The 21,376-nt window shown below is 67.6% G+C and carries 16 protein-coding genes and 3 tRNA genes; 2 read left to right on the top strand and 17 right to left on the bottom strand.

From position 1 onward, the window contains the following. Window positions 1–141: 141 nt before the first annotated feature. From D451_RS0121280 to D451_RS0121320, 9 genes are all read right to left on the bottom strand, one after another. Window positions 142–4,020, bottom strand: a complete 3,879-nt coding sequence (locus D451_RS0121280) for a DNA-directed RNA polymerase subunit beta' (RefSeq protein WP_014908532.1) — start codon at window positions 4,018–4,020, stop codon at window positions 142–144. A gap of 34 nt (window positions 4,021–4,054) precedes the next feature. After that, a complete protein-coding gene (gene rpoB, locus D451_RS0121285) occupies window positions 4,055–7,522 on the bottom strand; it encodes a DNA-directed RNA polymerase subunit beta (protein ID WP_017535903.1) in 3,468 nt (1,155 codons plus the stop codon). Window positions 7,523–8,260: 738 nt separating this feature from the next. Continuing rightward, window positions 8,261–8,650 (bottom strand): 50S ribosomal protein L7/L12, encoded by a 390-nt coding sequence (gene rplL, locus D451_RS0121290; RefSeq protein WP_014912576.1) that lies wholly within the window; start codon window positions 8,648–8,650, stop codon window positions 8,261–8,263. A 96-nt stretch (window positions 8,651–8,746) separates the two neighbouring features. Beyond that, window positions 8,747–9,274, bottom strand: coding sequence for a 50S ribosomal protein L10 (rplJ, locus tag D451_RS0121295; protein WP_014910739.1), 528 nt, complete (start codon window positions 9,272–9,274; stop codon window positions 8,747–8,749). A gap of 403 nt (window positions 9,275–9,677) precedes the next feature. Next, complete coding sequence (rplA, locus tag D451_RS0121300; RefSeq protein ID WP_014910862.1) at window positions 9,678–10,355, bottom strand: 50S ribosomal protein L1; 678 nt, start codon at window positions 10,353–10,355, stop codon at window positions 9,678–9,680. An 88-nt stretch (window positions 10,356–10,443) separates the two neighbouring features. Further along, complete coding sequence (gene rplK / locus D451_RS0121305; protein WP_014910186.1) at window positions 10,444–10,872, bottom strand: 50S ribosomal protein L11; 429 nt, start codon at window positions 10,870–10,872, stop codon at window positions 10,444–10,446. Between the two features lie 281 nt (window positions 10,873–11,153). After that, window positions 11,154–11,954 (bottom strand): transcription termination/antitermination protein NusG, encoded by an 801-nt coding sequence (gene nusG, locus D451_RS0121310; protein ID WP_014911994.1) that lies wholly within the window; start codon window positions 11,952–11,954, stop codon window positions 11,154–11,156. Window positions 11,955–12,145: 191 nt separating this feature from the next. Next, complete coding sequence (secE, locus tag D451_RS0121315; protein WP_014912925.1) at window positions 12,146–12,400, bottom strand: preprotein translocase subunit SecE; 255 nt, start codon at window positions 12,398–12,400, stop codon at window positions 12,146–12,148. A 100-nt stretch (window positions 12,401–12,500) separates the two neighbouring features. Beyond that, window positions 12,501–12,573 (bottom strand) — tRNA-Trp (locus tag D451_RS0121320). Window positions 12,574–12,774: 201 nt separating this feature from the next. On the opposite strand from D451_RS0121320, the gene D451_RS0121325 reads away from it, so the two are divergent. Beyond that, window positions 12,775–13,983 carry a pyridoxal phosphate-dependent aminotransferase gene (locus D451_RS0121325; RefSeq protein WP_051067485.1) on the top strand — a complete coding sequence of 403 codons (1,209 nt, stop codon included), beginning with the start codon at window positions 12,775–12,777 and terminating at the stop codon, window positions 13,981–13,983. Window positions 13,984–14,101: 118 nt separating this feature from the next. Continuing rightward, complete coding sequence (locus D451_RS0121330) at window positions 14,102–15,151, top strand: adenosine deaminase (RefSeq protein ID WP_026125253.1); 1,050 nt, start codon at window positions 14,102–14,104, stop codon at window positions 15,149–15,151. A 27-nt stretch (window positions 15,152–15,178) separates the two neighbouring features. Here D451_RS0121330 and D451_RS0121335 read toward each other — a convergent pair whose 3' ends face one another. The 8 genes from D451_RS0121335 to D451_RS0121370 all read right to left on the bottom strand — a co-directional run bounded on the left by D451_RS0121335 (window position 15,179) and on the right by D451_RS0121370 (window position 21,277). Further along, a complete protein-coding gene (locus tag D451_RS0121335; protein ID WP_014913226.1) occupies window positions 15,179–15,772 on the bottom strand; it encodes a TMEM165/GDT1 family protein in 594 nt (197 codons plus the stop codon). Between the two features lie 297 nt (window positions 15,773–16,069). Continuing rightward, window positions 16,070–17,131: a UDP-N-acetylmuramate dehydrogenase gene (locus D451_RS0121340; RefSeq protein ID WP_193789622.1), complete on the bottom strand. Its 1,062-nt coding sequence runs from the start codon at window positions 17,129–17,131 to the stop codon at window positions 16,070–16,072. A gap of 58 nt (window positions 17,132–17,189) precedes the next feature. Then, on the bottom strand, window positions 17,190–17,615 hold the full coding sequence (locus tag D451_RS0121345; protein WP_014912200.1) for a MaoC family dehydratase: 426 nt from the start codon (window positions 17,613–17,615) through the stop codon (window positions 17,190–17,192). Window positions 17,616–17,631: 16 nt separating this feature from the next. Beyond that, window positions 17,632–18,075, bottom strand: a complete 444-nt coding sequence (locus D451_RS0121350; protein ID WP_017535906.1) for a MaoC family dehydratase N-terminal domain-containing protein — start codon at window positions 18,073–18,075, stop codon at window positions 17,632–17,634. Between the two features lie 151 nt (window positions 18,076–18,226). Next, a complete protein-coding gene (gene rpmG / locus D451_RS0121355) occupies window positions 18,227–18,391 on the bottom strand; it encodes a 50S ribosomal protein L33 (protein WP_026125254.1) in 165 nt (54 codons plus the stop codon). Window positions 18,392–18,493: 102 nt separating this feature from the next. Next, window positions 18,494–18,569, bottom strand: a tRNA-Met gene (locus D451_RS0121360). A 101-nt stretch (window positions 18,570–18,670) separates the two neighbouring features. After that, a tRNA-Thr gene (locus tag D451_RS0121365) sits at window positions 18,671–18,746 on the bottom strand. A gap of 449 nt (window positions 18,747–19,195) precedes the next feature. Beyond that, a complete protein-coding gene (locus D451_RS0121370) occupies window positions 19,196–21,277 on the bottom strand; it encodes an ATP-binding protein (protein ID WP_014911090.1) in 2,082 nt (693 codons plus the stop codon). Window positions 21,278–21,376: the final 99 nt, after the last annotated feature.

The following is a 21,376-nucleotide window of genomic DNA, read 5'->3' on the forward strand; positions in this document are numbered from 1 at the left end:
TCTCCCGCCGGCGCCTTGGCGCCATCTCCCCGTCAACACAGCGGTGTGTCGACCGACAACAGAAAACGGCGGCGGAGCCACCCCCTGGTCATGGGGGTGACCGACCGCCGCCGTCAGCTCAGCCAACGTTCAGGCTGGTGCTTACCGGTTGTACGGCCCGAAGTCGTACTCCTCCAGCGGCACGGCCTCGCCCGAACCCTGACCGAAGGTGTACTCACTCGGCTCCTCGTACCCGGAGACCGAGTACATCGAGGCCTTGGCCTCCTCGGTCGGCTCGACCCGAACGTTGCGGTACTGAGGAATACCCGTACCGGCCGGGATGAGCTTACCGATGATGACGTTCTCCTTGAGGCCGAGCAGAGGATCGCTCTTGCCGTGGATCGCGTTCTCGGTGAGGACCCTGGTGGTCTCCTGGAAGGAGGCCGCCGACAGCCAGGACTCCGTGGCCAGCGAGGCCTTGGTGATACCCAGCAGGACCGGACGTCCGGCGGCGGGCTGGCCGCCCTCGGACACCACGCGTCGGTTGATCCGCTCGAACTTGGGCCGCTCGACCATCTCACCGGGCAGCAGCTCGGTGTCACCGGACTCCAGGATGTTCACTCGCTTGAGCATCTGGCGAACGATGATCTCGATGTGCTTGTCGTGGATGGACACACCCTGCGACTTGTACACCTCCTGGACCTCCGACACGAGGTGCTGCTGCACCGCGCGCGGGCCCTGGATGCGAAGAACCTCGTGCGGGTTGATCGCGCCCTGGATGAGCTGCTGACCGACCTTGACGTGGTCGCCGTCGCTCACCAGGAGCTGGGCACGCATCGGGACCGGGTAGGCGATCTCGTCGGTGCCGTCGTCCGGGATGACGACGATCTTGCGGCTCTTCTCGGTGTCGTCGATCCGGATCCGGCCCTCCATCTCGGAGATCGGGGCCACACCCTTGGGGATGCGGGCCTCGAAGAGCTCCTGGACACGGGGCAGACCGTGGGTGATGTCCTGACCGGCCGAACCACCCATGTGGAAGGTACGCATGGTCAGCTGGGTACCGGGCTCACCGATGGACTGGGCCGCGATGATACCGATCGCCTCACCGACGTCCACCGGCTTACCGGTCGCCATGGAGCGACCGTAGCAGGTGGTGCAGACACCGATCTTCGCCTCACAGGTCAGCGACGAACGGATGCGCACGCGGGTGATCCCGGCGGCGACCAGCTTGTCGATGTTCTGCTCGGAGGTGTCGGACAGGGCGGGCAGGACGACGTTGCCGTCGGCGTCCACCGCGTCCTCGGAGATCGTCCGGCCGAAACCGGTGTTCTCGACGTTGTGCTTGCGCACCACGACACCGGCGGCGTTCTTCTCACCGATCTCGTGCCAGAGGGAACGGTCGGTGCCACAGTCGATCTCGCGGACGATGACGTCCTGCGCGACGTCCACCAGACGACGGGTCAGGTAACCCGAGTCGGCGGTACGCAGGGCGGTGTCGGCCAGACCCTTGCGCTGACCGTGCGTGGAGATGAAGTACTCCAGCACGGACAGGCCCTCACGGTAGGAGGACTTGATCGGGCGCGGGATCGTCTCACCCTTGGTGTTGGAGACCAGACCGCGGATACCGGCGATCTGACGCACCTGCATCGGGTTACCACGGGCACCGGACTGGACCATCATCCACACCGGGTTGTCGGAGGGGAAGTTCTCCTCCATGTTCTTGGCGACCTCGGCGGTGGCCTGGGTCCACACCTCGGTGAGCTCCTGACGGCGCTCGTCGTCGGTGATCAGACCCCGGTCGTACTCGCGCTGGATCTTGTCGGCCTTGCGCTCGTAGTTGCCGAGGATCTCCTCCTTCTGCGGAGGCGCGACGACGTCCTCGATGCCGATGGTCAGACCGGACCTGGTGGCCCAGCGGTAACCGGCGTCCTTGAGGGCGTCCAGGGTCGTGGCGACCTGGACCTTCGGGTAGTTCTCGGCCAGGTCGTTGACCAGGACCGAGACCTGCTTCTTGCCCACCTGGAAGTTGACGTACGGGTAGTCGACCGGGGTGGCCTCGTTGAAGAGGTACCGACCCAGGGTCGTCTCCAGGACGTAGGTGTCGCCCTGCTGCCAACCCTCCGGCGGGGTCCAGTCCTTGGGGGCCGGAGCGCCGTCGGAGATCCGCAGACGGATCTTCGCCTGCAGGTCCAGGTCTCCCAGGTCGTAGGCCATGATGGCCTCGGCCGGGGAGCGGAACGCGCGACCCTCGCCCGCGGCGCCGGCCCGCTCCGTCGTCAGGTAGTACAGACCGATGATCATGTCCTGGGTGGGCATGGTCACGGGCTTACCGTCGGACGGCTTGAGGATGTTGTTGGTGGCCAGCATCAGCAGCCGCGCCTCGGCCTGGGCCTCGGCGGACAGCGGCAGGTGCACGGCCATCTGGTCACCATCGAAGTCCGCGTTGAACGCGGTGCACACGAGCGGGTGGATCTGGATGGCCTTGCCCTCGACCAGCTGCGGCTCGAAGGCCTGGATGCCCAGGCGGTGCAGCGTCGGGGCGCGGTTGAGCAGAACCGGGTGCTCGGTGATGACCTCTTCGAGGACGTCCCACACGACCGGGCGGGACCGCTCGACCATGCGCTTGGCGCTCTTGATGTTCTGCGCGTGGTTCAGGTCGACCAGACGCTTCATCACGAACGGCTTGAACAGCTCCAGGGCCATCTGCTTGGGCAGACCGCACTGGTGCAGCTTCAGCTGCGGGCCGACGACGATGACCGAACGGCCGGAGTAGTCGACTCGCTTACCGAGCAGGTTCTGACGGAAACGTCCCTGCTTGCCCTTGAGCATGTCGGACAGCGACTTGAGCGGACGGTTACCGGGACCGGTGACCGGGCGACCGCGGCGGCCGTTGTCGAACAGCGCGTCGACGGCCTCCTGGAGCATCCGCTTCTCGTTGTTGACGATGATCTCGGGCGCGCCCAGGTCCAGAAGCCGCTTGAGGCGGTTGTTCCGGTTGATGACGCGACGGTACAGGTCGTTGAGGTCAGAGGTCGCGAAGCGGCCACCGTCCAGCTGCACCATCGGACGCAGGTCCGGCGGGATGACCGGGATGCAGTCCAGCACCATGCCCATGGGGCTGTTGGTGGTGTTGAGGAACGCCGAGACGACCTTGAGACGCTTCAGGGCGCGGGCCTTCTTCTGGCCCTTGCCGGTGCGAATGGTCTCACGGAGCTTCTCGGCCTCCTCCTCCAGCTCGAAGTTGGAGAGGCGGTCCTGGATCGCCTGAGCGCCCATGCCACCGCGGAAGTACTTCCCGAAGCGGTCCCGCATCTCGCGGTAGAGCATCTCGTCGCCCTCGAGGTCCTGGACCTTGAGGTTCTTGAAACGGCTCCAGACCTCGTCGAGACGGTCGATCTCGCGCTGGGCACGGTCGCGGAGCTGACGCATCTCGCGCTCCGCGCCCTCGCGCACCTTACGGCGCGCGTCGCCCTTGGCACCCTGCTCCTCGAGCTCGGCCAGGTCGGCCTCGAGCTTGCGGTGGCGCTCCTCGATGGTGGAGTCGCGGCGCTGCTCCAGGTGCTGCTTCTCGACCGAGATCCGGGCCTCGAGCGACTGGAGGTCGCGCTCGCGGGCCTCGGTGTCCACCCACGTGACCATGTAGGCCGCGAAGTAGATGATCTTCTCGAGGTCCTTGGGCGCCAGGTCCAGCAGGTAGCCCAGGCGGGAGGGCACACCCTTGAAGTACCAGATGTGCGTGACGGGAGCGGCCAGCTCGATGTGGCCCATCCGCTCACGGCGCACCTTGGCACGGGTCACCTCGACGCCGCAGCGCTCACAGATGATGCCCTTGAAGCGGACACGCTTGTACTTACCGCAGTAGCACTCCCAGTCCCGGGTCGGGCCGAAGATCTTCTCGCAGAAGAGTCCGTCCTTCTCGGGCTTGAGGGTTCGGTAGTTGATGGTCTCGGGCTTCTTGACCTCGCCGTGCGACCACTGGCGGATGTCGTCGGCCGTGGCGAGACCGATACGCAGCTCGTCGAAGAAGTTGACGTCGAGCACTTAATTCGTCCCCTGCTCTCGAAGAATGCGGAAGTTAGACCTCTTCGACACTGCTCGGCTCACGCCGACCCAGGTCGATTCCCAGTTCTTCCGCGGCGCGGAAGACGTCCTCGTCGCTGTCCCGCATCTCGATGGACATACCGTCACTGGACAGCACCTCCACGTTCAGACAGAGCGACTGCATCTCCTTGATGAGCACCTTGAAGGACTCAGGGATGCCCGGCTCGGGGATGTTCTCGCCCTTGACGATGGCCTCGTAGACCTTGACGCGACCCACCACGTCGTCGGACTTGATGGTGAGCAGCTCCTGGAGCGCGTAGGCGGCACCGTAGGCCTCCAGCGCCCAGACCTCCATCTCACCGAAGCGCTGACCACCGAACTGCGCCTTACCACCCAGCGGCTGCTGCGTGATCATGGAGTACGGACCGGTGGAGCGGGCGTGGATCTTGTCGTCCACGAGGTGGTGGAGCTTCAGGATGTACTTGTAACCGACGGAGATCGGCTCGGCGAAGGGCTCACCGGTACGACCGTCGAACAGGCGGGCCTTGCCGTCGTCGTTGATGAGACGGTTGCCGTCCTTGTTCGGGCGGACCGACTTGATGAGGCCGCTCAGCTCGTCGCCGTGCAGGCCGTCGAAGACCGGCGTGGCCACACGGGAGTTCGGCTCGACGTCGGACGCGCCGATCGCGTGCAGCGACTTCTGCCACTCCTCCTCGGCCCCCTCGACCACCCAGCCGTTCTTGGCCAGCCAGCCCAGGTGGACCTCGAGTACCTGGCCGACGTTCATACGACCGGGAACACCGAGCGGGTTGAGGATGATGTCGACCGGGGTGCCGTCCTCCAGGAAGGGCATGTCCTCCTGGGGCAGGATCTTGGCGATGACGCCCTTGTTGCCGTGACGACCGGCGAGCTTGTCACCGTCGGTGATCTTGCGCTTCTGGGCGACGTAGACCCGGACCATCTCGTTGACGCCGGGGGCGAGCTCGTCGCCCTCCTCGCGGCTGAAGACGCGGACGCCGATGACCTTGCCGGTCTCGCCGTGCGGGACCTTCAGGGAGGTGTCGCGGACCTCGCGGGCCTTCTCACCGAAGATGGCGCGCAGAAGACGCTCCTCCGGGGTCAGCTCGGTCTCACCCTTGGGCGTGACCTTGCCGACGAGGATGTCGCCGTCGACGACCTCGGCGCCGATGCGGATGATGCCCCGGTCGTCGAGGTCGGCCAGGACCTCCTCGCTGACGTTGGGGATCTCGCGGGTGATCTCCTCCGGGCCCAGCTTGGTGTCACGGGCGTCGACCTCGTGCTCCTCGATGTGGATCGAGGAGAGGACGTCGTCCTGCACCAGACGCTGGGAGAGGATGATCGCGTCCTCGTAGTTGTGGCCCTCCCAGGACATGTACGCCACGAGGAGGTTCTTGCCCAGCGACATCTCGCCCTGGTCCGTGGACGGACCGTCGGCCAGGACCTGCTTGACCTCGACCCGCTGGCCCTCGTGGACGATGGGGCGCTGGTTGAAGCAGGTGCCCTGGTTGGAGCGCTGGAACTTGCCCATCCGGTACGTCTTGCGCGTGCCGTCGTCGGCCATCACGGTGACGTAGTCGGCGGTGACGTCCTCGACCACACCGGCCTTCTCGGCGAGGATGACCTCACCGGCGTCGGTGGCGGCGCGGTACTCCATGCCGGTACCGACGAAGGGCGCCTCGGCGCGCAGCAGCGGCACGGCCTGGCGCTGCATGTTGGAACCCATGAGCGCGCGGTTGGCGTCGTCGTGCTCCAGGAAGGGGATCATGGCGGTGGCGACCGACACCATCTGGCGCGGCGACACGTCCATGTAGTCGACCTCGGAGGTGTCGACCTGCTCGAACTCCCCGCCCTTACGGCGCACGAGCACACCCGACTCGGCGAAGCTCCCGTCGGCGTTCAGCGGCGTGTTCGCCTGCGCGATGACGTAGAGGTCCTCCTCGTCCGCGGTCAGGTAGTCGATCTGCTCGCTGATGCGACCGTCGATGACCTTGCGGTAGGGGGTCTCCACGAAACCGAAGGAGTTCACCCGGCCGTAGGCGGCGAGCGAACCGATCAGACCGATGTTCGGACCTTCAGGGGTCTCGATCGGGCACATGCGGCCGTAGTGGGACGGGTGGACGTCTCGGACCTCGAAGCCCGCGCGCTCACGGGACAGACCGCCCGGACCCAGCGCCGAGAGGCGACGCTTGTGGGTCAGACCCGCGAGCGGGTTGGTCTGGTCCATGAACTGGGACAGCTGCGAGGTGCCGAAGAACTCCTTGATGGAGGCGACGACGGGACGGATGTTGATCAGGGTCTGCGGCGTGATCGCCTCGACGTCCTGAGTGGTCATCCGCTCCCGGACGACGCGCTCCATGCGGGCCAGACCCAGACGGACCTGGTTCTGGATGAGCTCGCCGACGGTGCGCAGGCGGCGGTTGCCGAAGTGGTCGATGTCGTCGGTCTCGATCGGACGGAGGCCGAAGACGGTCTCCTTCTCGACCTCACCCGCGTGCAGGCGGACGAGGTAGTCGATCGTGGCGACGATGTCCTCTTCGGTGAGGGTGCCCTGGGTGTAGTCGGTGTCCAGACCCAACTTCTTGTTGATCTTGTACCGACCGACCTTGGCCAGGTCGTAGCGCTTGGGGTTGAAGTACAGGTTCTCCAGCAGCGCCTGGGCCGACTCCTTCGTGGGCGGCTCCCCCGGGCGCAGCTTGCGGTAGATGTCCAGCAGCGCGTCGTCGGTACCCGCGGTGGGGTCCTTCTCCAGGGTGTTGCGGATCGACTCGTACTGGCCGAAACGCTCCAGGATCTGGTCGGTGGTCCACCCCAGCGCCTTGAGCAGGACGGTGACGCCCTGCTTGCGCTTGCGGTCGATGCGGACGCCGACGAAGTCGCGCTTGTCGACCTCGAACTCCAGCCAGGCGCCGCGGGACGGGATGACCTTGCAGCCGAACAGGTCCTTGTCCGAGGTCTTGTCCACGGACTTGTCGAAGTACACGCCCGGAGAGCGGACCAGCTGGGAAACGACGACACGCTCGGTGCCGTTGATGATGAAGGTGCCCTTGGCGGTCATGAGCGGGAAGTCGCCCATGAACACCGTCTGGCTCTTGATCTCACCGGTGTCGTTGTTGATGAACTCCGCCGTGACGAACATCGGGGCGGAGAAGGTCATGTCCTTGTCCTTGCACTCCTCTTCGGAGTACTTGGGCGGCTCGAACCGATGGTCGCGGAAAGACAGCGACATCGTGCCCGAGAAGTCCTCGATCGGACTGATCTCCTCGAAGATCTCTTCGAGACCGGACTGCTCCGGAACGTCCTTGCGGCCGGCGTTGCGGGCCGTCTCCACCCGCGTCTTCCACGTGTCGTTGCCCAGCAGCCAGTCGAACGACTCGGTCTGCAAAGCCAGAAGGTTGGGAACCGCGAGGGGTTCCTGGATACGGGCGAAGGAAACGCGGTGCGGACCAAGGGCGTCAGCGGAGGCGTTGCGCGAGGCTGCCAACAGGGGTCCTTCCGAAGGCTTGTGGCGGTTGAAGCGCGCACGCCAGACGATCCGTCACGAGAAGGACCGCCGCAACACGGTTGAGACGGTCACATCGAGCGGGAACGGGCCTTCCGGATCCGGAGTATTGAACGGAATGACGGAAGCCGTACACCGGCACAGGGATCACCAAAGGGCAGCGCAAAAGAGCAGTGTAGCCGAACACTACACCGCTGTCCACTCACGGTCCACAACGTCTCTCACGACACCCGAAGGATCACCCGTCGAGGGCGATCCGTCAAGCCCGACAACGTGGAACGTCGTCACGCACACCCCGGGGGAGGACCCTGGACCGTCAGGGTGAAACAGCGCGCCCGCCCCTGGCCCCATGGGGGTGTGAGCCAACGGACACCGGAAAGGGTTCCCCCGCCCAAAGCGGGTAAACACTCTCCACCGGGGCCCGTCAGGATTCCCGGGACGGGAGATTATCGCGTCCCGGGGACAGTTCGCACACGCGAGCCCCACGACCACGGGCCCAAGGCTCCGGGACCGACCCAGCTTCGCACATCACACGCCTCGAACCGGAACGGACACGGCGTCGCGAACGACTTGGAAAGGCGTGTTCCGGCCACTCCCCCGCCCCGGAAAGCGGTCCGACCGATATGCGACCCGATGTCCGCGCACACGAAAGCGGCCGCCCCTCCCTGGGAGGAACGGCCGCTTCAGGCAGACCAGCGGGCTTCTGAGGCCCGCGGAGGACTACTTGAGGGTGACGGTGGCGCCGGCGCCCTCGAGGGCGGCCTTGGCCTTGTCAGCGGCCTCCTTGTTGACGCCCTCGAGGAGAGCCTTCGGAGCGTTGTCGACCAGGTCCTTGGCTTCCTTCAGGCCCAGGCTCGTGAGGCCGCGGACCTCCTTGATGACCTGGATCTTCTTGTCACCGGCGGACTCGAGGACGACGTCGAACTCGTCCTTCTCCTCGGCGGCACCGGCGTCGCCGCCGGCGGCACCCGGAGCGGCGACGGCCACGGCGGCCGGGGCGGCGGCGGTGACGTCGAACTTCTCCTCGAACAGCTTCACGAAGTCGGACAGCTCAAGGAGGGTCATGCCCTCGAACGCCTCGAGCAGTTCCTCGTTGCTGAGCTTCGCCATGATGCGATCTCTCTTTCTCTGATGACACGCGCGCCAACGGCACAGCGTGCGAGCCGGTGGCCGGGCGCCGTCGGCACCCGCCGTGGTTCAAAAGGTTTAAGCGGCTTCCTCGGAACGCTTGTCCGCCAGAGCCTGCGCGAGACGCACAGTCTTGGAGGGCAGCGCCTGGAAGACGGCGGCGGCCTGGCCCTGCTTGGCCTTGAGCGCACCGGCCAGCTTCGAGAGGAGAACCTCTCGGGACTCCAGATCGGCCAGCTTGGTGACCTGCTCGGCGGACATCGACTTGCCGTCGATGATCCCGCCCTTGATCACCAGAGGCGAGTTCGCCTTCGCGAAGTCACGCAGACCCTTGGCGGCCTCGACGACGTCCCCGTGGACGAAGGCGATGGCGGACGGGCCCTCGAGCAGATCGGTGATCTGCTCGTCGACGCCGGCCTCCTTGACCGCGATCTTGGTCAGCGTGTTCTTGACGATGCGAAAACGCGCGTTCTGACCGAGGCTGCGGCGCAGTTCAGTGACCTGCGCGACAGTGAGCCCCCGGTATTCGGTCAGCACGGCGCCGTTCGACTCACGGAGCTCGTCCGCGAGTTCGGCGACCGCGGCTGCCTTGTCCGGCCTCGCCATGGGACTCCTTCCAACAGTGAACGCTGGTGATTCCCAAGGACTTCCACGATCGGCGTCAGCACGAGAAAAAGCCCCGAGCGCGAGGCGCACGGGGCACGACCACGTTCTCTGAACCCGCGCGTGAGCGTGGGTCGGAACGGGAAAGCTCTGGTGACACCTGCGCGGGCGCCCATCCTGGAACGGGTCCTTAGGTCACCCGAGCGGGTGACGACCAGCGGTCTTCGGCAGAACCCAATACTAACGGACGTTCCGGGGTGCTCGTCCACGACGATGGAGAACGCCGGGTGATCCGGGACTCACCGGGGAGGAGCGTGCCCCTCCCCGGAACGCGGACGGCCCCCGTCCCGGGGAGGGACGGGGGCCGTCTCAGGCGTCGTACACGACCCGAGGGCCGGAAGAGGACTTAGGCCTCGAGCGGGATGCTCGGGCCCATCGTGGTGGTGACCACGGCCTTCTTGATGTAACGACCCTTGGCGGCGGACGGCTTGAGGCGGTTCACCTCGTCGATCGCGGCCTGGTAGTTCTCCAGCAGCTTGCTCTCGTCGAAGGAGACCTTGCCGACGATGAAGTGCAGGTTCCCGTGGCGGTCCACGCGGAACTCGATCTTGCCGCCCTTGATGTCGGTCACGGCCTTGGCCACGTCCGGGGTGACGGTGCCCGTCTTGGGGTTGGGCATGAGGCCACGCGGACCGAGCACGCGGCCCAGACGACCGACCTTGCCCATCAGGTCCGGGGTGGCCACGACGGCGTCGAAGTCGAGGAAGCCGTTCTGGACCTGGGTGACCAGGTCGTCGTCGCCCACGATGTCGGCGCCGGCCGCGCGAGCCTGCTCGGCACGCTCACCGGTCGCGAAGACCAGGACCCGAGCGGTCTTACCGGTGCCGTTCGGCAGGTTCACGGTGCCGCGGACCATCTGGTCGGCCTTGCGCGGGTCGACGCCCAGACGCAGGGCGACCTCGACGGTCGCGTCGAACTTGACACTGGTGGTCTCCTTGGCCAGCTTCAGAGCCTCGGCGGGGCTGTAGAGCCGGTCCCGGTCCACCAGGTTGTTGGCTTTGCGGTGGTTCTTGCTGCGCTTCACGCTGTTCTCCTACGGGAACGTGTGGTCTTTGGGCCAGCGCCTGGCCCTGCCACGGTGGTTCTTGCCGTCGAGCGATCCCTCGCGGGGGCTACTTGACCTCGATGCCCATGGAACGGGCGGTACCGGCGACGATCTTGGTGGCGGCCTCGATGTCGTCGGTGTTGAGGTCGGGCAGCTTGGTCTGCGCGATCTCACGGACCTGGTCGGCGCTGATCGAACCGCTGTTGCTGCGGCCGGGCTCGCCACTGGCCTTGTCCAGACCGGCGGCCTTCAGGATCAGCTTGGGCGCCGGCGGCGTCTTCGTGACGAAGCTGAAGGAACGGTCCTCGTAGATGGAGATCTCTACGGGGATGACGTTGCCGCGCTGGCCCTCTGTAGCAGCGTTGTACTGCTTGCAGAAGTCCATGATGTTGACGCCGTGCGGACCGAGAGCGGTACCGACGGGCGGCGCCGGGGTCGCCTGACCGGCGGGCAGCTGCACCTTGACGAGTGCGGCGAGTTTCTTCTTCGGAGGCATATCGGGTCCTTTGCCTGATCTGCATTGTGTGCCGGCCCCTGCCTCCCTGACGGCACGTCCGGGTCACGAGGACCGCGGTCGGGCCGCTGCCGAAGGAGGCTTTCCCACGTCCATGCGCGGGCGACGGCCCGTCGGGACCGGACGGGCCGGGCGCGTGCCCCACCCTGACGAGAGTCGGGTGCCGCACGCGACGGTGGGCCCACCCCCGATGAGGGTGGACCCACCAAGTCTACGTCGCCCGGACAGTGGTCCGGGCGGAGTGTGGGGAGAACCCCACCTCGTCAGATCTTGGCGACCTGGTTGAAGGAGAGCTCGACCGGGGTCTCACGACCGAAGATCGAGACGAGCACCTTGAGCTTCTGGGTGTCGCCGTTGATCTCGCTGACCGTGGCGGGCAGGGTCGCGAACGGACCCTCCATCACCGTGACGGACTCGCCGATCTCGTAGGCCACGTCGGAACGCGCCTCGCCACCGGCCGCGGCCTTGGCCTGCGGGGTCTGCTCCGGCTCCTCCTCGGGCTCGGGGGCCAGCAGCTTGGCGACCTCCATGAGGCTGAGCGGCGCGGGCTTGTTGGACAGGCCCACGAATCCGGTGACGCCCGGGGTGTTGCGGATCGCGGCCCAGGACTCGTCGGTCAGGTCCATGCGGACGAGCACGTAGCCCGGCAGCACCTTCTCGGTGACCTGCTGGCGCTTGCCGCTCTTGACCTCGGTGACCTCGTGTTCGGGCACCTCGACCTGGAAGATGTACTCCTCCATGTTGAGGGACTGGGTCCGGCTCTCGACGTTGGCCTTGACCCGCTTCTCGTAACCCGCGTAGGTGTGCACGACGTACCAGTCGCCGGGCAGAAGGATGAGCTCGTTCTTGAACTCCTCGACGGGGTCCAGACGGGGCGTCTCGGGCGCGGCCTCGGCCTCGTCGTCACTCCCGTCGGCCTCTCCGGCCTCCCCGGCGAGCTCCGGGTTCTCGGCGTCGACCGCCGCGTCCTCGGACGGCTCGCCCGCCAGGCCGGTCTCTTCCGCCGACGACTGAACCGGCTCCTCTTCGGGGAAGTCGTCAGAGGTCAGTGGGGACTCGGACACGGCTGCTCTTTCTCTCGTCGGATTCGCTAGGGCGTGCGACGCACGCCGAACAGGCCGTGCGTCGAACCCAGTTCTGCCAGCTTACGGTCTCTCCGGGCGACGCGGGACCAACGCGCGGACGAGGAAGGAAGGGGAGAGGCGGAATCGACACGCCTCCACCCCGTGGACGGGGTCTCCCCCGAGAGGTGCGATCAGACCCCGGCGGGACGGCCGAAGGTGCTGTAGAGCCAGGTGACGGCCTCACCGAAGGCGAAGTCGAGCAGAGAGACGTAGGCGAGGACGATCACGACGAAGACCAGGACGACGATCGTGTAGGTGACCAGTTCCTTGCGCGTGGGCCAGCGGACCTTGCGGAGTTCGCCGACGACCTGCTTGGTGAACGTCACCGGACCGGTACGACGCTTGGGCTCCTTGTCGGGCTTGGCGTCGGCGTCAGTCTGAGTCACCTGGGGTCCTTAGGGTCGCGGGTTGCTTCATTCCCCGTAAGTTCCGTCGCCCCTCACGGCGGGGTGGCGACGGATCGCCACCCCGTACCGCGCGGACTTGCAGGGCAGGAGGGACTCGAACCCCCAACCGCCGGTTTTGGAGACCGGTGCTCTGCCAATTGAGCCACTGCCCTTTGCGGAAACTTCGTTCCCCACCATAGCCGGTATCGAGAGCCGTCGCACAACCTTGAGTGATGTGACGGCTGTGTAACGAAGCCGACCGACGCGAGCAAGTGTACGCCCTCCCCTGTTCTCGGCCAAACCGGTCGATCGCCCCATCCGGTGTGTGACCTTCCACCCGACGCGAAGGAAGGGCACGTGACACCATGGAGCACATGACTGACCGACCTCGTGTGTCCGCGCGCATCAGCGCCATCTCCGAGTCCGCCACCCTCGCGGTGGACGCCAAGGCCAAGGCCATGAAGGCGGAGGGCCGTCCCGTCATCGGCTTCGGTGCCGGCGAGCCGGACTTCCCGACGCCCGACTACATCGTGGAGGCCGCGGTCGACGCGGCCCGGAACCCCCGCTTCCACCGCTACACCCCGGCCGGCGGGCTTCCCGAGCTGAAGAAGGCCATCGCGGAGAAGACGCTGCGCGACTCCGGCCTCGAGGTCGACCCCTCCCAGGTCCTGGTGACCAACGGCGGCAAGCAGGCCATCTACGAGGCCTTCGCCGCCATGCTCGACCCGGGCGACGAGGTCATCGTCATCGCCCCCTACTGGACCACCTACCCCGAGTCGATCAAGCTCGCGGGCGGTGTTCCCGTCTTCGTCGTCACCGACGAGAGCACCGGCTACCTCGCCGACGTCGAGCAGCTGGAGGCCGCGCGCACCGAGCGCACCAAGGTCCTGGTGTTCGTCTCGCCGTCCAACCCCACCGGCGCCGTCTACCCGCGCGAGCAGGTCCGCGCCATCGGCCGCTGGGCCGACGAGCACGGCCTGTGGGTGCTGACCGACGAGATCTACGAGCACCTCGTCTACGGCGACGCCGAGTTCAGCTCGCTGCCGGTCGAGGTCCCCGAGATCGCGGACCGCACGGTCATCGTCAACGGCGTCGCCAAGACGTACGCGATGACGGGCTGGCGCGTGGGGTGGATCATCGGCCCCAAGGACGTGGTGAAGGCCGCCTCCAACCTCCAGTCGCACGCCACGTCCAACGTCGCGAACGTGTCTCAGGCCGCCGCCCTGGCCGCCGTCTCGGGCGACCTGACCGCGGTCGACGAGATGCGGAAGGCCTTCGACCGCCGGCGTCGGACCATCGTGGGCATGCTCAACGAGATCGACGGTGTGGTCTGCCCCGAGCCCGAGGGCGCGTTCTACGTCTACCCGTCCGTCAAGGGCGTGCTCGGCCGGAAGATCCGCGGCCGTACCCCGGCGACCTCGGCCGAGCTGGCCGAGCTCATCCTGGAGGAGGCCGAGGTGGCGGTGGTCCCGGGCGAGGCCTTCGGCACCCCCGGTTACCTGCGTCTGTCGTACGCGCTCGGCGACGAGGACCTGGTCGAGGGCGTGACCCGGATCCAGAACCTGCTGGCCGAGGCCGAGTAGTCTCCACGCTCCACCGGGCCCCGGGCGACGTTCCGCCCGGGGCCCTTCGTGTGCGGCGCCGGCCACGGTGTCGTCGATCTCGGTGCGAGCGGGGGTGTTCATGCGGCAGTCTTACTTCATGGAGACACCGACCAGCGCCCGCCGGTTGGACCGGCTGCCCAAAGCCCATCTGCACCTGCACTTCACCGGCTCGATGCGCCACGACACCCTCGTGGAGATGGCCGAGCTGCGGGGGGTCCACCTCCCCCAGGCCCTCGTCGAGGAATGGCCGCCCCGGTTGCGCGCCACGGACGAACGCGGCTGGTTCCGCTTCCAGCGCCTGTACGACATCGCCCGCTCGGTGCTCAAGGAGCCCGAGGACATGTACCGCCTGCTGCTCGAGGCCGCCGAGGACGAAAAGGCCGCGGGCTCGGGCTGGCTGGAGATCCAGGTCGACCCGAGCGGATACGCCTCCAGGTTCGACGGACTGACCGCCACGTTGGAGTTGATCCTGGACGCCGCCCGGATCGCCGAACGCGAGACCGGCGTGGGTGTGGGGATCATGGTGGCCGCCAACCGGACCCGGCACCCTCTGGACGCTCGCGCCCTGGCCCGGCTCGCACGCCAGTACGTGGGACGGGGCGTGGTCTCGTTCGGCCTCAACAACGACGAGCGCCGAGGCCGTGCGCGCGAGTTCGAGTCGGCCTTTCGCATCGCCAAGCGCGCCGGACTGTTGTCGGCGCCGCACGGCGGTGAGCTGAACGGGCCGCGCAGCGTGCGCGAGTGCCTGGACGAACTGGACGCCGACCGGATCGGCCACGGGGTGCGGGCCATCGAGGATCCGTACCTGGTGGAGCGGATCGCCACCCAGGGGGTCACCTTGGAGGTCTGCCCGACCTCGAACGTGGGTCTGGGCGTGGTGGAGCAGGTGGAGCACCTGCCGTTGCGCCGGCTCTTCGACTCGGGCGTGCCCATCGCCCTGGGCACCGACGACCCGCTGCTGTTCGGCCCCCGCTTGGTGGAGCAGTACCGGATCGCACGCGAGGTCTTCGGGTTCACCGACCCCGAACTGGCCGAGCTGGCCCGTATGTCCATTCGGGCCTCCGGGGCCCCCGACGCCCTCAAGAAGGAACTCTCGGCCGGTGTGGACGCCTGGCTGGCCGCGCCTCCGGAGCCTCTCGAGGGGTGATCGGCCGGGGCCGCGGTCCCGGCCGGCTCAGGCCAGGAGCATCCAGGCGCCCTGGCCGAGCATCGCGACGCCCGCCACGAAGAACAGCACCGCCGCGCCGATCCGGATGGCGCGTTCGGGGAGCTTCTTGCCCAGGACCGCGCCGATGGCGATGGCGATGGCGTCCGCGGCGACCATCCCGACGGTGGAGCCGATCCACACCGGCAGCCAGTGGTGCTGTGTGCCGACGGTGATGGTCGCCAGCATGGTCTTGTCTCCGAGTTCGGCCACGAGGAAGACCACGAACACGGTCATGAAGCCGGAGCGGATACGTCGGGAGGCGGCCCGCTCCTCGTCCTTGTCGGTCATCTCGTCGCCCCTCAGGGTCCACGCCCCGAAGAAGAGGAAGGCGAGCCCGGCCGCGAGGGTGAGCCAATCGGTGGGCAGGGTCGCGCCGAGCACCTCGGCGATGAAGACGCTGCCGAGGTGGACCAGCGCGGTGGCGGCGGTGATGCCGAGAAGAACGGTGCGCACCCGATAACGGGTCGCCAGGGACATCGCGACGAGTTGGGTCTTGTCTCCCATTTCGGCGATGAAGATGGCGATGGCGCTCAGACCGAGGCCGAGGATAAAGGCCGACATCGTGCTCCCGCTGTCCTTATTGGGCGGAAGGAAGCGGATAACGCCCCTTCAACCCGGTCGTTTCCTACCGGGTCAAAGGTCTCGTCCGCCCGTCGGAGTCGGGCTCATGCGGCCGGGATGTACATCCAGCATGTCGACCGCACGCATTGGGGACTACTCCCCTTCGACGGAAAGAACATTACCAGTGGACTTTTTGCACTGGCAATTCGTCGCATCGGCGAATTGATTTATCAGGAAGGGCGAAAAAGCGAGTTCGGTGCGCCCAACACATTTCTTGGGCGCACGCCCGGGTGACGGTCAGAGGGAGACGCCGACCATCACCGGCTCGTTGACCAGGCGCACCCCGAAGGCCTTCTCCACCCCCGCGCGCACCTCGCGCGCCAGGTCGAGCAGATCGGCCGTGGTCGCCCCGCCCGGGTTCGTCAGGGCGAGCGTGTGCTTGCCCGAGATCCTCGCCGGGCCGTCCCCATAGCCCTTGGTGAAGCCGGCCCGGTCGATCAGCCAGGCGGCGGAGAGCTTCACGTTCCCCGCCTCGTCCGGGTGTCCCGGGATCTCGGCCTCGGCGCCCAGACGCCCGGCGGCGCGCTCACGGAAGGCCGAGTACTCCTCCGGCGACAGCACCGGGTTGGTGAAGAACGAACCGGCGCTCCGGGTGTCGGGGTCGGCCGGGTCCAGGACCATGCCCTTGCCCCGACGCAGCCCCAGGACGACCTCGCGCGCCTTCTCCAGGGGCACCCGGTCCCCCGCGTCCACACCCATGGTGCGGGCGACCTCGGCGTAACGGACCGGACGGCTCGACGGTCCACGACGCAGCTCGAAGACCACCTCGCACACCACGTGACGGTCGCTCCCCTTGAAGACGCTGTCCCGGTAGGTGAAACCACAGTCGGCGTTGGACATGGTGATCCGCTCGCCCGTGACACGGTCCAGGACCAGCACCTCACGGATGGTCTGGGAGACGTCCTGGCCGTAGGCCCCGACGTTCTGGATCGGCGTGGAGCCGACCCGACCGGGGATGCCGGAGAGGAACTCGACGCCGTTGAGCCCCTCGGCGACGGTCCGCTCCACCAGCGGATCCCATTCCACACCCGCGTCCGCCCGCAGCAGGACGACGTCCTCACCGGTCTCCGGGTCGGTCCCGTCCTCGGTGAGGGTCACACCCTGGGACGCGACCAGGATCACGGTCCCGAGGAAGCCGTCGTCGGCGACCACCAGGTTGCTGCCGCCACCGAGCACGAGCACACGCTCTCCGGCGCGGTCGGCCTCGGTGACCAGTCGGATCAGTTCGTCCGTAGAGGAGGCGGTGTGGAAGGCCTTGGCGGGGCCTCCCAGTCCGAGCGTGGTGTGGTCGGCGAGCATCGTGGACACGGTCTTACCTCGACTTGCGAAAGAAGCGGACACGGGCGTGGGGGGCGGGTCAGGCCAGCCGCACGACGGCGGAGGCCTTGGCCAGGACCTTGGCGCCCGCGGAACGGGCGGTCAGCATGACGGTGACGGTCCCGTCGTCGTTCTTGGACTTGACCTTGCCGCCGACGGTGATCTCGGCTCCCTGATCGTCGTCGGGGACCACCACGGGCGCCGAGAAACGCACCGAGTAGTCGACGACACTGCCGGGGTCCCCGGTCCAGTCGGTGATGAGCCGTCCGGCCTCGGCCATCGTGAACATGCCGTGCGCGATCACGTCGGGCAGGCCGACGGACTTGGCGAAGCGCTCGTTCCAGTGGATGGGGTTGAAGTCGCCGGAGGCGCCCGCGTAGCGGACCAGGTCCAGACGGCGGACCGGGAAGGTCCGCTCGGGGATCGTGGCGCCGGTCTCGACGTCGTCGTACTTGAGCCTGCTCATCGTCTCTCCCCGTCTCCTAGGAACCCCGGACGACGAGCATCATGCTCGCCGTCACCACGTGCTCGCCGTCGGCCGCCTCGGCGACCGTCTCCAGGGTGAGCAGCTCGTTGCCGCCCAGGGCCTTGATCCCGGTGATACGGGTGACCGTGCTGAGGACGTCGCCCGCGTACAGCGGCCGGCTGTAGTGGAAGCCCTGGTCGCCGTGGACGACCCGGGAGAAGTCGACGCCCAGGTCGGGGTCGGCGATGGCCAGCGCGGAGCCGGCCATACCGAGGATGACCGGGAAGGTCGGCGGGGCGATGACGTCGGGGTGCCCCATGGCCTTGGCCGAGGCCCGGTCCAGGTAGACCGGGTTGAGATCGTCGATGGCCTCGGCGAACTCGCGGATCTTGCCGCGGGTCACCTCGTACACCTCGGGGGCGGGATATTCCCGGCCGAGGTAGTCAGGGTTGATCGCCACGCTCTGCCTCTCGGATGTGGAAACGACGGTGTCGGGTCCGCGGTGACGGCGGGGGCCGTACACAGCGAACAGCCCGGTGAGCGGTTGGCTCACCGGGCTGGAGTCTACGAGAAGCTGACCGCTCCCTGCCTGGGCTACGGGCGCCGAGAGACTAGCGCGTCTCGCGGTGCTCGTTGTGCTTGCGGCAGTTCGGGCAGAACTTCTTGATCGTCAGACGGTCGGGGGTGTTCCGACGGTTCTTGCGCGTGATGTAGTTCCGGTGATTGCACTCCTGGCAGGCCAGGGTGATCTTCGGCCTCACGTCTGTGGCAGCCACTTCGGAGTGCCTTTCTCGCTGGAGACATTACCTGGGCGCAGTACGAACACTGCTCGAGACCCACAACAACCCCTGAGTACTCGGCCTCAGGGGTCAGTGGGTTGGTAGCGGGGGCCGGACTTGAACCGACGACACAGCGATTATGAGCCGCTTGCTCTACCGACTGAGCTACCCCGCCCCGGTTGGAACGGACCGGAACCACGAAGGGATCCGCCCCGGTCTAGGCCGGTGCGGATCCACCGGCCACCCACCTGAGTGGACCGGAACCTCATCAAGTGGTGGAGCCCCTTTACGGAATCGAACCGTAGACCTTCTCCTTACCATGGAGACGCTCTGCCGACTGAGCTAAAGGGGCACGCTGTGGGGCTTTCTCTCGTCCGCCCCGGGGGCGTTGCCCCCTTGCGTTGATGATGACTATACAGGGGTTGAGGGGTGGTCTGCCAAATCGAACGCCCGCCACCCCCGGAGCCACCCCTCCCTCGGGAGCGAGATCCCTTACGGGACAGGGGTTTCAGGACCTCAAGGCCCCTCGAAGCACCCGCCGCAAGAACCCCGATGTGACCCGGCGCACGAGCCACATGCGCGCACACGGCCTCCCACCCCGCCATGAGGGGTGACCGGTCCGCGATCTCCCACAACAACCTCAGGGGGCCGGTGCACGCGGTCTCCTACGGAAACTCCAGGGGGTTGCCCGTTCGGGCGCCAAGGGAGGGAGCGTTCTTCATCCTCGTCCACGCCTGGCTCGTTCCTCACAGGCGGCTCGACTCGTCTTGCAGAACACTCCCGGCGCCCGAACCACGACCCTCAGGCGGGGTCGGCGAGCCAGACGTTGGACATCGCGTCCCGGTTGATCGTGCGGATGTCCGCGGGGAGCCCCAGGCGGCGTAGGGCGTCCGAGAGGCGGGTGTCGTGGGTGAACACGACCAGCTGGCGGTGGCGCCCCACGTCGGCCAGGACGGAGGCGAGCCCTTCGACGGTCTCGGTGTCCATGGCCTGGACCGGATCGTCCAGGAGGAGGAAGCCGAAGGGGTTGTCGTCCACCAGGGTGCGGGGCAGGCAGATGGACAGGGCCAGGGCCTGGAACTCGCCCTGGCTGAGGAGCCCGGGGGCGCTGGTCTGATCGTCCACCCCGTCCACGGCGACGTCCACTTCGACCCGGCGGCGGGCGCCCCGGCCGATCAGACGCATGCCCTGGAGGTCGATGTGGCGTTCCTGGCGGAGGCGGAACCACACCTGTTCGGCCTGATGCGCCACCGGCCCCAGTCGTTCGGAGCGGACCGAGTGGGCGTATTCGGCGAGCCATTCGAGGGCGGCCTCGGTGTCGGCGAGGGTCTCACCCGCCTTGATCGCCTCTTGGGCGTCGTTGAGCCATTCGGTGAGCCGTTCGGCGAGTTCGCCCCATCCGTCGGTGGGGTCCTCCAGACGCTCGGTGGCGTCACGGCGTGCGCTGACGGCGGCGGCGCGGAGTTTGCGTCCCACGACTTCGATGTGGTCGGCGAGTTCGGCGAGGTCCTCTATGTCGTCGCCCGATTCCCAGAGGGCCCAGACCTGCCCGAGTTCGCTCTCGGGCGGCAGCCAGCCGGGCATGGGCGAGAGCAGGAAGCGGGCCTGGTCGCGGGCGTTGTCGGCGCGTTCGTAGGCGGCCGAGGCGGTGGCGGCCTGGGGACGAAGGGCGCGGAGTTGGGCGTTGGCCCGGCGCACCCAGTCGGGGCCGAGGGCTCCGGCCGAGTCACAGGTGGGACAGGTGGTCTCGGTGGGGTGGCGCTTGTGGTGCTCGATGGCCTGTTCGAGGAGGCGGACCACACCGTGCGCGTGGTCGCCTTTGCTGCCGGCGGCCATGGCCAGTTCCATGGCGGCGCCGCGCAGTTCGTTGACGACGTCGGCGATGAGGGCCCGCTCGGGGACCGCGAGGCGACGCAGGCGGCGCAGCACCACGTGCAGGGCCGGGTCGCTGGGGCCGTCGTCGGCGGCGATCCGACGCAGGGCGTCGAGGTCCATCGAGGGCGAGGAGAGGATCTGCGCGGCCTGGGCGGCCCGGGGGTCGGAGGAGGCCGAGAGGGCCTCCATGAGCTGTTTCAGGGCACGAGAGGGGCGTTCACGGCGCCGGACGAGGCCGTCGCAGACCTTCGCGAGGCGACGTTCGGCCTCGGCGAGTCCGGTGAGCCCCAGCAGCGCTGTGAGGGTGTCGTAGAGCTCGGCGGCGCGTCCGGTGACGGTCCGGCCGAGTTCGTCGTAGGACAGGAAGGGCCGGTAGCGGACGAGGTTCTCGCCCCAGTCGAGGGTACGCAGCGGGGAGACCCGACCGTCGGGGTGGACGACCTCTCCTCGCGCGGAGCGGACGCTCTCCCCGGTCCAGCGGCGGCTGATCCTGGTGGGTCCGTCGTCTCCGGCGATGTGGATATCGACGGTCGCCTCGGTGCGCTCGTCGTAGTGCAGGTTGCGCCAACCGTCGCGCCAGCCGGTGGGCATGGAGTCCCATCGGGGGTTGCGGCCGGTCAGCGCCGCCTCGGCGGCCTCGGCGAAGCTGGACTTGCCGGAGCCGTTGCGGCCCACGATGACGGTGAGGCCCGGCCCCGGGGAGAAGGTGAGTTCGGCGGGACGACCGATGCCGCGGAAGCCCTCGACCCGGATCCCGGTGAGGTAGGAGCGGCGCATGCGTCCGGGACGTGGGGACGGTTCGTCGAGGACGGGTTCGGGGATCCGCTCTCCTTGGAGGAGCGCCTCCAGGGCGTCCTCTCCCCAGAGGGCCGCGTTGATCCAGGCCCGGACCCTCGAGGGGGTCCCGGAGCGCGCGAGGGCCTCCAGGAGAGCCGTCGTGGTGGGATCGTCCCCTCCTCCGGAGGTCTCCCTGCCGCTCCGTCCTCCGTTCGTGTCGGCCTCGGGCATCCGAGTCACCTTCGCCACCCCGCTCCGTTATCGAACCTGCACCAGAAGACTAGGACAGGACGGGAGGAAGCGCCCTGGTGATACGCGTAACGTCCGGCC

Origin of the sequence: Nocardiopsis alba DSM 43377, assembly GCF_000341225.1 — a bacterium.
Classification (GTDB): Bacteria; Actinomycetota; Actinomycetes; order Streptosporangiales; family Streptosporangiaceae; genus Nocardiopsis; species Nocardiopsis alba.